Genomic DNA, 12,252 nt, shown 5'->3' on the forward strand with positions numbered 1-12,252 from the left:
TGTTATAGACACCAATTCAGGGTGATTTGGTTCCATTTTGGTTTTATGGGCGGCAGGTTCGCGCCCTACCTTCGCCCTGTGTCCAGACAGGAGTTCGGTCATGGCGTATCGGGGCAAGGGCAGACACGAGCGTGGCGCGGCAGCCTTGCTGTTCGCAGTGGCGCTGCCCATTCTGCTCGCGGTCGTCGCCATGGTGATCGACCTCGGCTATGGCTATTACAGCCGGCAGCGCCTGCAGGCCGCCCTCGATCTCGCCGCCATCGCCGCCGCCCGCGAACTGGATGGCGGCGCCGGCCAGCGCAAGGCCGCCATGGATGCGGCCAATGCGACGCTGCTCGACAATGGTTTCTCCGCGCAGGTCGTCCGCGCCTATGACTTCGGCGATTACAGCCGGACCCGCCCCCATGGCAGCCGCTTTTCCGTGATCGCTTCGGGCAACAGCGGCATCAATGCCGTCCAGTTGCGGGCTACCGACACCTCCCCCCGCTTCTTCGCCGCGATCATCGGCGCCGATCCGATCGACGTTGGCGTCCGCTCCACCGCGATGACCACCGGGCGCTATGCCACGGTGAAGATCGCCAGCGGCCTCGCGAAACTGAACGATGGGTTGCTGAACCTGATCCTCGGCGCCCTGCTCGGCGGGAACGTCAACCTGTCGGTGCTCGACTACAAGGGCCTCGTCGGCGCCAATATCGACCTGCTCGGCTTCCTCGACGAATATGCCATCAAGGTCGGGGCGCAGGTCGGCAATTACGACGAATTGCTGGGCGCCGACGTCTCGGTGCTGGGCGTGCTCGGCGTCGTCGCCGATGTCGCCAAGAATGCCGCCAATGGCGCTTCCAAGGCGTTGCGCCTCGGTGTCGGTCTCGGCGATGCCTTTCCCGGCATCTCCAAACTGCCGCTGGCCGTGCTGTCCGACGTCAATGTGAAGCTGGGCGACCTGCTGGGCGTCGGTCTCGGCAATAATGATTCCGGGCTTTCCGTGCCGGTCAATGTGTTCGATCTGGTCACCGCCTCGATCCTCGCGGCTTCACAGCAAGAGAACGGAACCGGCCAGCACGCGGTCATGGCCAATGTCGGCACCTTCCTCGGCGCCTCGGTCGATGTCTCCATCGTCGAGCCGCCGCAGCCCCCGACGGGATATCGGGTTGTGACCGAAGACGACATAAAGACCGGCAACAACCTGCTGCGCACGGCGCAGATCCGTCTCCTCGTCCGGGTCGACTGGAAGGGGCCGTTGTCCGGGGTGATCACCGTCGTCAACGGCCTCCTCGATATCCTCCAGCTGCTCGGTCTCGACGTCGACCTGCTGCCGACCTATGGTCCCCATGCCAACAACAATCTCTCGGTCGGGATCAATGTCGCGCCGGCACAGGCGCGCATCACCAGGCTCGGCTGCGAACCCGCGCATACCGAAGACCGCTATGTCGACATGGATGTGGATACGGGCCTCGTCTCGGCCCATGTCGGCCAGATCGACCGCAGCGCCTTTCTGTCCAACAGCGCCGCCGCCCATGCCGATACGTTCAACGTGCTCGGCCTCTATTACAATCTGTGGGGTCTGATCGAACCGCCGCTCGACATTCTCAGCGTCGGGCTTGGCGTCAATCTGACCGTGGGCGGGCCGACCGCGCATCCCTCGGTCAAGGCCTCGGATCTCCTCGACCAGCCCGCCTTCGCCGATATCGCCGCCCTGTTCGACGAACCGGGCCATGCATCGGACAACGACGCCTTCCCGAGCGGCGTCACCGTCGGCACCAGCAAGATCATCACGACCCTCGGCAAGACGCTGCGCGATTCTCTTGGCCTGCAGCTGAACGGCGTCCTCGGTACCTTCGTCCTGAAGCCTCTGGTCGACCTCGTCACCTATATCGTCGGCGATTTCCTGATCGGCATGGTGCTGGGCCCCATTCTCGATGCCATCGTCGACTTTCTCCTGAACATCCTCGGCATTTCCGTCGGCACGGCCGAGGTCGCGGTGATCGACCTCGAATGCGGTACGCCGAAACTGGTGGTGCCCTGACCCTGCCTCTGGACTGGCTTTTCCGCCGCCGCGCGGCAATGATCGTGCCCCCGGAAGCGGAGCGCGCAGACAGATGACCGATACCGCCGAAGCCGACCCCGGCTTTCGCTTCGACAACAGCTATGCCCGCCTGCCCGAGCGATTCCACGCCTTTCTGGCGCCGACGCCAGTCGCCGCGCCGGGACTGATCCGGGTCAATCGCGACCTTTGCGCCGACCTCGGCCTCGACGCCGATGCGCTGGCGGCATCGCCCGATATTCTGGCCGGCAATCGCGTGCCCGCCGGGGCGCAGCCGCTGGCAGAGGCTTATGCCGGGCACCAGTTCGGCAATTTCGTGCCCCAGCTGGGCGATGGCCGCGCCATCCTGCTCGGCGAGGTGATCGACCGCGAGGGCCGCCGCCGCGACATCCAGCTGAAAGGCTCCGGCCCGACGCCCTTCTCGCGCAGTGGCGATGGCCGCGCCGCCCTCGGCCCGGTGTTGCGCGAATATATCGTCTCCGAGGCGATGCACGCCCTCGGCATTCCGACGACCCGGGCCCTCGGTGCCGTCACGACCGGCGATTACGTCCGGCGCGACCGCGTGCTGCCCGGCGCGGTGCTCACCCGCGTCGCCGCCTCGCACATCCGGGTCGGCACCTTCCAGTATTTCGCCGTGCGCGGCGATACCGAGGCACTGCGCCTGCTGGCCGATCATGTCATTGCCCGCCATTACCCCGACCTCGCCGGGGCCGAGAACACCGCCCTCGCCCTGCTGGTCCGCGTCGCGGAACGTCAGGCTTCGCTGGTCGCGCGCTGGATGCATGTCGGCTTCGTCCATGGCGTGATGAATACCGACAATGTCACCGTCTCGGGCGAGACCATCGACTTCGGCCCCTGCGCCTTCATGGAAGCCTTCGACGTCAACACGGTGTTCAGCTCTATCGACGAGCGCGGCCGCTATGCTTTCGGAAATCAGGGCGGCATCGCCAACTGGAACATCGCCCGTTTCGCCGAAACCCTGCTGCCCCTGATCGACGAAGACGAGGCGCGGGCCATCGCCGCCGCGACCGAGGTGGTGCAAGGCTTCGCCATCCGCTTCCGCGACCACTGGCTGTCGGGGATGCGCGCCAAACTGGGCCTTGCCACGGCGGAGGACGGCGATCTCGCCCTCATTCAGGCCCTGCTGGGGGCGATGCAGCAGAACGGCGCCGATTACACCCTGACCTTCCGCCACCTCGCCGGGCTCCTGGACGGCAGGGCGGTGCCGCGCGATCTCTTCATCGACCCGACCGCCTTCGACGCCTGGGCGGAAGGCTGGCACGCCCGTCTTGCCCGGGAAGACACGCCAGCGGACGCGACCGCGGCCGCCATGCGCGCCACAAATCCCGTTTTCATTCCGCGTAATCACCGGGTGGAACAGGCCATCGCGGCGGCGGAACAACGGGGCGACTTCGCCCCCTTCCATCGGCTGGTGGCCATCCTCGCCCGGCCGTTCGACGAACAGCCGGATGCCGCCGAATACGCCGAGCCCGCGCCCCCGGGCGAGGAAGTGCGCCGAACCTTCTGCGGGACCTGAGACCTTGAGCCACTTCTGCTTCGTCCACGCCGCCGACATCCATCTGGACAGCCCCTTGCGCGGGCTGGAAGCGGATCCGGACGCCCCGGCCGACGCCATCCGCCAGGCGACGCGGGCGGCCTTCCGCAACCTGATCGACCTCGCCATCGACGAGCGCGCCGCCTTCGTGCTGATCGCCGGCGATCTCTACGACGGCGACTGGCAGGATTACCGCACCGGACTTTTCCTCGTCGAGGAAGCGGCGCGCCTCGGCCGGGCGGGCATTCGCCTGTATATCCTGCATGGCAATCATGATGCCGCCAGCATCATCACCCGCAACCTGCGCCTGCCGGACAACACAAGGGTGTTTTCCGCGGCGAAGGCCGAGAGTTTCATCCTGGGCGATCATGCCGTCGCCCTGCACGGTCGCAGCTTCCCGACCCGGGCGGTGACCGAGGATCTGACCCGGTCCTATCCGCCGCCGGTACCCGGCCATCTGAACATCGGCCTTCTCCACACGGCCCTCGGCAGCCGGGACCATGACGATTACGCCCCGACGACGGTCGAGGCGCTGATCGCGCAGGGTTACGACTATTGGGCGCTGGGCCATGTCCATGCCCGGAGCCATGTCGCGAACACGCCCTGCCACATCGTCTTTCCCGGCAATCTGCAGGGCCGCCATGTGCGGGAAACCGGGGCCAAGGGTGCCAGCCTCGTCACGGTCGAGGATGGCCGGATCGCCGCCGTCGAGCACCGCGCGCTCGACGTGTTGCGCTGGGCGCGGCCCACGGTCGACCTTTCGCCCGCCGCCGACGTCGACGGGGCGCTGAGCCTGATCGGCCGGACCATCGCCACCGAACTGGACGCCGCGGAAGGCCGCCCCATCGCCCTGCGCCTGACCCTGACCGGGCGCAGCGCGGTGCAGCCGGCGCTGGCGCGCGATTTTGAGGATTTCCGCCAGAAGGCAATCGCCGAGGGGCGCCAGCACGGCGCCGGGCGCGTCTGGCTCGAATCCCTGCGTGACGAGACCCGTCCCCTCGCCGATCCCGCCCTTCTGGCGGAGCGGCCGGATGTCACCGGCCGCCTTGCCCGCATCATCGCCGAGATCGCGGCCGACCCGCCCGCCGACTTCCTCGGCGATTACGCCGAGCGTTTGAGGGACAAGCTGCGCGGCATCGACATCCCCGCCGACCACCTGCTGGCGACCGGGCCGGACGAGGCAACCATGGCACGGCTGCGGGCCATGGTGCTCGCCGCCCTGGCGGAGGCCTGAGCCCATGCGCCTCTCCCGGTTCCGCATCGAGAATTACGGCCCCTTCGAGACGAAGGAACTTGGCTTCGAGACGAAACCCGGCACGGTCAATCTGGTGATCGCGCCCAATGGCGCCGGCAAGTCGGTGCTGCGCCAGGCCCTGCGCGATCTCGTCTTCGGCATCCCTGGGCAGAGCGCCATGAGTTTCCGCTTCGGTTACAAGGGGATGCGCCTGCTGGCCGATGTCATCGACACGGATGGCGCCACGATCGCCATCGGTCGGCGCAAGGGCCGGGGTCACACGCTGGTCGACGAGGCCGGAGCCGAGGTGCCGGAAGCGGTGCTGACCCGCCTGACCGGCGGCGCCGACGACAAGCTGTTCCAGCGGCTGTTCTGCCTCGATACCCATCTGCTGCGCATCGGGGGCGAAGAGCTGATATCGACCGGCGGCGAAATCGGCGAGGCGGTCTTCGCCGCCGGCGGCGGCACCTCGCAGGTCCGGGCGATCCGCGATACCTTCGAGCGCGCGCGCGACGATATCGCCCCGGCCCGCCAGACCGCCAGCAAACCGCTCTACCTCGCCCTCGCGGACCACGCGGGTGCCGTCGCGGACCTGAAGCACGATCTGGTCCGACCCGACGATTGGCGCCGTCATGAGGAAGCGAAGACGGCCACGGCCGCCGAACTCGCCCGTATCCGCGAGGCACAGGGCCAGATCGCGACCGAGCTGGAGAAGCTGAACCGCGTCCAGCGGGTGCGGCCCTGGCTGGCGCAGCACCGCGCCGCCGTCGCCGAACTTGCCCCGCTGGCCGATCATCCGGCCCTGCCCCCCGACCTCGACAAGCAGTGGCAACGGGCGGGCGACGCCCTCGCCGCCGCCGACGCCCTGCTGGCCGTCCGTCAGGAAGAGGCCGCCCGGCTGCAAACCGAAGCGGCGGCCCTGCGGCCGGACGCGGCCCTGCTGGCCGAGGCCGAGGCGGTCGACGCGCTCTACCTCGAACTGGGCAAGGTCGGCGCCGATCACCGCGACCTGCCCCGCGTCTTCGCCGAGGAACAGGCCGCGGCCGGGCAGGTCGCCCTGCTGGAGCGCGATCTTGGCCTCGTGGCCGGGGCCGCCCTGCCGGCCACCCCCGCCATCGCCGCCGCGCGCGACCTGATCCGGCGCAGCGAGGCCATCGCCCGCGCCGCCGCGTCCGCCGCCGACGATCTCGCCACCGCGAGCGCCGATCTCGCCAGCTGCGGCGCGGCGCTGGATGCCCTGCCAGCGTTGCCCGAGACCGCCGCTCTCGCCGCCATCCGCGACCGCGCGCTGGCCGACGGCCATCCTGCCCGGCGCATGGAGGAGGCGGCGGCCGGCCTCGACAAGGCGGCGGCCAAGCAGGCGGCCCTGCTGGCCGCGACGCCGGGCTGGCGCGGCGATGCCGCCGGTCTCCTTGCCCTGACGCCGCCCGCCGCCGATACCGTGGCGAGGCTGGACGATGCCCTGCGCAAGGCTGCGCGGGCGCTGGACGATGCCCGCGCCGAAGCCGGCCGGATCGCCGCCGAGGACGGCAAGGCCGCGCTGGCCATCGCCGCCCTGCTCGAGGCCGGCACCCTGCCCGAGCCGAGCGTGATCGCCGCCGCGCGAAGCACGCGGGACGAGGCCTGGGCCCTCATCCGCCGGGCGAAATTCGGCCCCGGCGCCGACGCCGCCCTGCTCGATGCCGCCGGGGGCGAAATCGCCGCCGCGGAAGCGCTGGAGCGCGGCCAGGCCGAGGCCGACCATCTGGCCGACCGGCGCGATGGCGAAAGCCAGCGCCTTGCCCGGCTCGCGCAATTGCGCGCGGCCCGCGCCGGCTTCGCCGAGGATGGCGACCGCGCCGCGACCGCGCGGGCGGAGGCGGAAACCGCACTGGATGCCGCCCGGCGCGATTGGACGGCCTTGATCGCCGGCCTTGGCCTGCCCGAGGCGACCGGAGCGGCCGCTGTCACCGAATTCCTCGCCGCCCGGCTGCGCGTCGCCGATGCCGCCGCCGAGGGAGCCGCCGCCCGCGCCGCCCTCGACCGGGAAAGCGGCCGGCAGCAGGCGCTCGCGCGGGACCTCGCCGTCCTGCTGGCCACCGAGGCGGCGGCCCTGCCCGACCTTCTGGCCGAGGCCACACGCCGGCTGACGGCGGCGGCCGAACGGGCGGCGGAGCGAAAGACGCGGCAGGCCGCGCTGGATACCGCGCGCCGCCGTCACGCCGAAGCCCTGCGCAAACACGAGACAGCCACGCGGGATGCCGCGACCTGGCAGGCGGATTGGTCACGCGCCCTCGCCAGCCTCGACCGTCCGGCCGGCGAGCTGGCCACGGCGACCGAAAGCGCCCTCGGCCTGATCGAGGAGTTGCGCGGCGCCCGGCACCAGCGGGCGGACCAGCATCATCGTGTCGAAGGCATGAAGCGCAACATCGACAGCTTCGAGACCGGCGCCCGCGCCCTCACGGCCCGCCTCGCCCCGGATCTTGCCGGCCTGTCGCCGGAGGAGATGGCGCAGACCCTTCGCCTGCGCCTGACCGAGGCGCGCCGGCTGGAAACCGCCGCGGCCACCCTCGCGCCGCAGGTGGCGGTAGCCCAGGCGGCGCGGAACAAGGCCGCCGCCGACCGCGCCGAAGCCCTTGCCGCGCGCGAGACTTTGCGTCGGCGCATTGGTGGCGGTGACGATACCGCGATCCAGCATCGGCTGGACAGCGCGCGAACGCGGGTCGCGGCGGAAGAGAAACTCGCCCTTGCCGCCAGGGGCCTGGCGTCGGAGGGCGATCACTGGCCGCTGGACACGCTGGCAGCCGAGGTCGACGCCCTCGATGCGGTGGCGGCGTCGATCCGGGTCGATGTCTTGAAGGGCGAGGGCAAGCGCCTCGATGACGAACGCGACGACGTGGTGAAGCGCAGGACCGAACTCGATCATCGAGAGCAGGAAATGCAAAAGGCCGACCGCGCCCTCGACGCGGAAGAGCGGCGCCAGCAGGCCGCCGCGCGCCTGCTGCGTCTCGCCGGGGATGCGCTGCTCGCCCATGGCGCCGCCGCCCTGCTGGCGGAGGCCCTGGATCGCCTGCGCAAGGAAGAGGATGAAGACAGCCTTCTCGCCCGGATCGGCGCCCGCTTCGCACGGCTGACCGGCGGCGCCTATCGGGGCGTGACCGCGGACGAGGACGACGCCGGCCGCCCCCACCTCCTGATGATCGAAGCGGACGGGGTGACGGCGAAACGGGTCGAGGAATTGTCGGAAGGCGGGCGCGACCAGCTCTTCCTCGCGCTCCGTCTCGTCAAGATCGAGGATTACGCCGGCAAGGGCCCCACCCTGCCCTTCGTCGCCGACGATCTGTTGCAGACCTCGGACGAGACGCGCAGCCGCCTCATCCTCGAGGCGCTGGCCGACCTGTCGCATCACGCCCAGGTGATCGTGCTCAGCCACCACGAACAGGTGGCGCGCATCGCCGAAGGCCTCGGCGATGCGGTCAGGATCATCCGCCTCTGACGAGGGACAGGGTTACCAGACGCCGGTGCTCGGCATCGACTTCCACGGCTCGGCCGGGGGCAGCGGCGCGCCCTTCTGCAGGAGTTCGACCGAGATCAGGTCGGGCGAGCGGACGAAGGCCATCCAGCCGTCGCGCGGCGGGCGGTTGATGGTGATGCCGGCTGCCTGCAGCTTCTCGCAGGTCGCGTAGATGTCGTCGACCTCGAAGGCGAGATGGCCGAAGTTACGCGCCGTGCCGTAATCTTCCGTATCCCAGTTGTAGGTCAGCTCGACCAGCGGCGCGTCGCTGGCGCCGCCGTCGAGATCGACCGGCGCGGCGAGATAGACCAGGGTGAAACGCCCGCCCTCGCTCTCCATCCGGCGCACCTCGCGCAGGCCGAGATGGGTGCAGAAGAAGGTCAGCGCGGCGTCGAGGTCGCGCACGCGGATCATCGTGTGCAGAAAGCGCATGTCACTCTCCTGTCGGACATCGGGCCTCAGCGGCCCTGGAATACGGCCTTGCGCTTTTCGGCGAAGGCTTTCAGGCCTTCCTGATGATCGGCGGAGGCCCAGCAGCCGGCGATGCGCGCGGCGGCCGCCGCCTCGTCGAGATTGCCGCGGGCGATGCCGTTCAGGGTCTGCTTCATGCCCTGCACCGCGAGGGGGGCGAGGGCAAGGATGCGCTCGGCCAGGGCATCGACCTCGGCGGCGAGGGCGTCCTTGGCGACGATCTTGTCGAGGAAACCGATCTCGACGAGTTGCGGACCGGCGAATTCCTCGACCGAGAGCACAAGGCGCTTGGCGATGTTGAGGCCCAGCCGCTCGATCAGGCGCGACAGACCCAGCACCGGATAATGGATGCCGAGACGGGCCGGCGGCACGAACATCTTCATGCCCTCGACCCCGATGCGGAAATCGGCGACCAGCGCGATTTCGACCGCGCCGCCGAAGATGCCGCCGTTCAGCGCCGCGATCACCGGAATCTTCAGGCTTTCCAGCTGATTGACCAGGGTCTCGAGCGCGCCCTCGCGCTGCTCGCCGGACGAGAGATCGTTGATCGAGACGCCGGAACAGAAGCTCTTCGAGGTGCCGCCCGACAGGATCAGCAGGCGGATCGAAGGATCGGCCGCGATCGTCGCCAGATGGGCGCCGAAAGCTTCGAGATCGGCCCGCTCCAGCGCGTTGTGACGCTCCGGCCGGTTCAGGGTGATGGTGGCGCGGGCGCCTTCGACGTGGAGGAGGACGGTATCGGTCATGGCCCGCACCCTACAAGACACGGTGCGGCGCAGCAACCGGCGCGCGCGCAAAGCAGGGCTTGCGAAGCCCCGGCATCTTGGCTATTAGAAGCGCCTTCGATGGCCCCCGGCCTGCCGGCGTAGCTCAGGGGTAGAGCAACTGATTCGTAATCAGTAGGTCCGCGGTTCAATTCCGCGCGCCGGCACCAGCGCCAAGCCATTGATTTCAAATGTAAATTTAGGCTTTGCGCGGAAGCTGAAAACGGAACGCACCGGGAACTGTCAAACTCTACCGGAAGGCGACTGTCAAACTTCCGTTGCCTGACCGTTCCTCGGAAAGGCCATGTGCGGGCGGCAATCCCGCACATGCGCGCCCGCGTTGCGCCTACTTCCTCAATCTCGCCAGCACCTCGGTAGCGGCGATCAGCGCCGCCGACAATTCGTCGAGGTCGGGTCCTTGTTGACGCAATCGTGCCTCGACCTCCAATGCTAGGCCGGCCCAATCGGCAAAAGCGCGGGCGGCGGCGGTGCGGGCGGCTGATAGTGCGCTTTCATGGATCGGCGCCGGCGCACGCGGTGCAACATCGGCTTCAATCTGGCGGCGTCGGAAGGCCATGAAAACCTCGATCAGCGCCCGCCTCACTTGCGCCGCAACGGGTGTCCGTGACAGTGCGCAGATCAGAAGCGCCTGGCCTTCGGTCAGCCAATATTCGACGCCGGGGCGGCCGCCTTGGGCGGAGGTTTGCCGTGCCATACGGCAAACCTCCCCATAGCTTTGCAGCTCGGTCAGGTTCCGTTCGATCAGTTCCTTGATCGCGCGCAGCCGGCTCATGCCCAGTCGCTGCGCAAGCACCGTGTCGAGGATACGGGGCTCGTGATTGATGGACGCATTGATATCGTCGAATGAAATCAGGTCGGTCATGGCGAAGCCTTCTCTAGTCGGCGTTGGCGCTCGCCGCCGGAGAGGCTTTCCACGGCCCGCCCTGGTGGCGGGAGGTTGGAACCTGTCTAGAGCCAGGCGCGGTTATTGAGCCTTGCGGCCTTATTACCCGCCCTCCCGCCATGGGAGGCACCCGGACGGAATCCGGGCGCAAAAATAGCCGCGATGATGACGGTGCGGCGGCCGCTCTAGAAGTGGAGGTTCCAAGCTCCGGCCCCCAAGCTGCCGCCGGCGGCGTCCGCCGTCAACCCTCCTTTGTCATTCGCCGCCCTCGCCGGCCTTGAACGCCTCGCTCTGCCGAGGTTCGGCCGCCAACCGCTTGTCGGTCGCAAGGCGGGCCATCTTGCGCGTCCGGCCGCCGTACCGGTCGATGATTTCGGCGCAGTGCTTGAGCGTGTGACCCGTGATCGAGGCGATCAGGGGCAGCTCGCATTCCGCTTCGAACAGCCGGGTGACTGCGGTGTGCCGCAGGTGCATGAACTGCAGGCCCGCCATGCCGGGGTTCGCCGCTGCAGCGGCCGCCCTCACCTTGGCGAAGTCCTTGACGAAACGGTCGGTCGTGTAGGCCGCGCCGGACACCTCGGAAATCAGGATATGCGCCGGCGGAATATCCAGATCGTCGAAGCGGGCGAGTTCGGCGGCCACACGCGCCGCGACCCGGGGACTGTGCGGCAACTCGAGTTCCGCGCCCCGCTTGCTCTGACGGATGTGAAAGGCACCGTCGCGATATTGCCGGCGGGTCAGCCGGATGATGTCTCCCTCCCGCTGCCCCAACCACTCGTTGATGACGATGGCGGTGCCGATCGAGTGCAGGCCGGCCCTGTCAGCCGCCGCCACCATGGCGTCGACCTCGGCCGCGGTCCAGATGCGGCCCTTGGCGGCCCGGACCTTGATGCCGGGTTTCTCGGCCGGGTTGTCGCCCGTGCACAGGCCGGCCCGCCGCCCCCAGGTCCAGAGCAGCGAGAGGGCGCGCACCACGGCCGCCGCGGCCGAAGGCGCCGGCGCCGGCGCCGGGCGATCCTCGCCCCCCGCTGGCTGCCACAGCAGATGCCGCGTGCCCTTGGCGCGGATGCCCTTGTAAAGGTTCTGCACCCGCGCCGCCGTAATCGCCCGCACCGGGACATCACCCGCCCATCGTTCGATGACGCCGAGATTGAGACGGTAAGAGTGGCGCGTCTTCTCGGCCAGCGCGGCGTATTCCTCGCTCGCCTTATAGGCGGCGATCAGCGCGGCGACCGTGCCTTCCTTCGGCAGGGGCGCCGGCACGGGCAGCGGCGCGCCGCTTTCCTCGACTGAGGCCGCGAGCCCCTTGCGCCAGTCATCGAGCGCGCGGTTGAGCCGGCGCGCTTCGGCCAGCGCCTGTTCGCGATCATCCGACAACCTCGCCAGCTTCCAGCCCAGCGACCGGAGGTGCTCCGAGGGCTGCCAGAAATGGCGCCTCTTGCCGGCCCGGCCCGGCCGTTCGACGAAATATCTGATCTTTTCCCAGGCCATGGCTGCACCCATGAAAGGGAGGGACGCCGCCGGGCGCCCCTCGTTGATGTCACTCGATCCTGTTGCGGATCAGCGCGGCGTCGAACCGGGCGAAGGCGTCCCTTATGTCCTCGGCAAGATCGGTCACCGCCTCGACCTTCTGTTCGGTTTCGAGGGCGATGCCCGCCCAGTCGGCGAAGGCCCGCGCGGCCTTCGTCCTTGCCGCCATCAATTTCCGCTTCGATCCGCCACGCTTCTTCATCGTCATCTTGGTCCCCTCGTTGTTGGGACCACCGATTATTCACATTCCTGCCCGGGGC

Annotated in this window: 9 protein-coding genes and 1 tRNA gene; 5 read left to right on the plus strand and 5 right to left on the minus strand. The window is 69.0% G+C overall.

The genetic code is table 11. The annotated features are described in order from the left end of the window. Positions 1-100 precede the first annotated feature (100 nt). The 4 genes from DKG74_RS04015 (at position 101) to DKG74_RS04030 (ending at position 8,305) form a co-directional block, all read left to right on the plus strand. Positions 101-2,023: a pilus assembly protein TadG-related protein gene (locus DKG74_RS04015; RefSeq protein ID WP_109902893.1), complete on the plus strand. Its 1,923-nt coding sequence runs from the start codon at positions 101-103 to the stop codon at positions 2,021-2,023. A gap of 73 nt (positions 2,024-2,096) precedes the next feature. Then, positions 2,097-3,578, plus strand: a complete 1,482-nt coding sequence (locus tag DKG74_RS04020) for a protein adenylyltransferase SelO (protein WP_109902895.1) — start codon at positions 2,097-2,099, stop codon at positions 3,576-3,578. A 4-nt stretch (positions 3,579-3,582) separates the two neighbouring features. Then, a complete protein-coding gene (locus DKG74_RS04025; RefSeq protein ID WP_165837519.1) occupies positions 3,583-4,830 on the plus strand; it encodes a metallophosphoesterase family protein in 1,248 nt (415 codons plus the stop codon). 4 nt (positions 4,831-4,834) lie between these two features. Next, positions 4,835-8,305 carry an AAA family ATPase gene (locus DKG74_RS04030; RefSeq protein WP_109902899.1) on the plus strand — a complete coding sequence of 1,157 codons (3,471 nt, stop codon included), beginning with the start codon at positions 4,835-4,837 and terminating at the stop codon, positions 8,303-8,305. A gap of 12 nt (positions 8,306-8,317) precedes the next feature. Here the strand turns inward: DKG74_RS04030 and DKG74_RS04035 are convergent, their stop codons facing one another. Together DKG74_RS04035 and DKG74_RS04040 are read right to left on the minus strand one after the other, a co-directional pair. Then, positions 8,318-8,755, minus strand: coding sequence for a VOC family protein (locus DKG74_RS04035; protein ID WP_109902901.1), 438 nt, complete (start codon positions 8,753-8,755; stop codon positions 8,318-8,320). A gap of 26 nt (positions 8,756-8,781) precedes the next feature. Next, entirely contained in the window at positions 8,782-9,540 is a 759-nt protein-coding gene (locus tag DKG74_RS04040) for an enoyl-CoA hydratase/isomerase family protein (protein ID WP_109902903.1), read from the minus strand. 113 nt (positions 9,541-9,653) lie between these two features. Between DKG74_RS04040 and DKG74_RS04045 the strand changes: the two genes are divergently transcribed. Then, positions 9,654-9,728, plus strand: a tRNA-Thr gene (locus tag DKG74_RS04045). A gap of 176 nt (positions 9,729-9,904) precedes the next feature. Here the strand turns inward: DKG74_RS04045 and DKG74_RS04050 are convergent. The 3 genes from DKG74_RS04050 to DKG74_RS04060 all read right to left on the minus strand — a co-directional run bounded on the left by DKG74_RS04050 (position 9,905) and on the right by DKG74_RS04060 (position 12,200). Continuing rightward, a complete protein-coding gene (locus DKG74_RS04050; protein WP_109902905.1) occupies positions 9,905-10,441 on the minus strand; it encodes a Rha family transcriptional regulator in 537 nt (178 codons plus the stop codon). Positions 10,442-10,717: 276 nt separating this feature from the next. Then, complete coding sequence (locus DKG74_RS04055; RefSeq protein WP_133251485.1) at positions 10,718-11,953, minus strand: site-specific integrase; 1,236 nt, start codon at positions 11,951-11,953, stop codon at positions 10,718-10,720. Between the two features lie 49 nt (positions 11,954-12,002). Then, positions 12,003-12,200: a hypothetical protein gene (locus DKG74_RS04060; protein WP_109902909.1), complete on the minus strand. Its 198-nt coding sequence runs from the start codon at positions 12,198-12,200 to the stop codon at positions 12,003-12,005. Between the last annotated feature and the right edge of the window lie 52 nt (positions 12,201-12,252).

Source organism: Zavarzinia aquatilis (assembly GCF_003173035.1).
GTDB classification, from domain to species: domain Bacteria; phylum Pseudomonadota; class Alphaproteobacteria; order Zavarziniales; family Zavarziniaceae; genus Zavarzinia; species Zavarzinia aquatilis.

Excerpts from the sequence above, each read along its gene's own strand:
- DKG74_RS04015 (WP_109902893.1), top strand. The coding sequence starts at position 101 with ATGGCGTATCGGGGCAAGGGCAGACACGAGCGTGGCGCGGCAGCCTTG.
- DKG74_RS04055 (WP_133251485.1), bottom strand. The coding sequence starts at position 11,953 with ATGGCCTGGGAAAAGATCAGATATTTCGTCGAACGGCCGGGCCGGGCC.
- DKG74_RS04050 (WP_109902905.1), bottom strand. The coding sequence starts at position 10,441 with ATGACCGACCTGATTTCATTCGACGATATCAATGCGTCCATCAATCAC.
- DKG74_RS04060 (WP_109902909.1), bottom strand. The coding sequence starts at position 12,200 with ATGACGATGAAGAAGCGTGGCGGATCGAAGCGGAAATTGATGGCGGCA.
- DKG74_RS04030 (WP_109902899.1), top strand. The coding sequence starts at position 4,835 with ATGCGCCTCTCCCGGTTCCGCATCGAGAATTACGGCCCCTTCGAGACG.
- DKG74_RS04020 (WP_109902895.1), top strand. The coding sequence starts at position 2,097 with ATGACCGATACCGCCGAAGCCGACCCCGGCTTTCGCTTCGACAACAGC.
- DKG74_RS04035 (WP_109902901.1), bottom strand. The coding sequence starts at position 8,755 with ATGCGCTTTCTGCACACGATGATCCGCGTGCGCGACCTCGACGCCGCG.
- DKG74_RS04040 (WP_109902903.1), bottom strand. The coding sequence starts at position 9,540 with ATGACCGATACCGTCCTCCTCCACGTCGAAGGCGCCCGCGCCACCATC.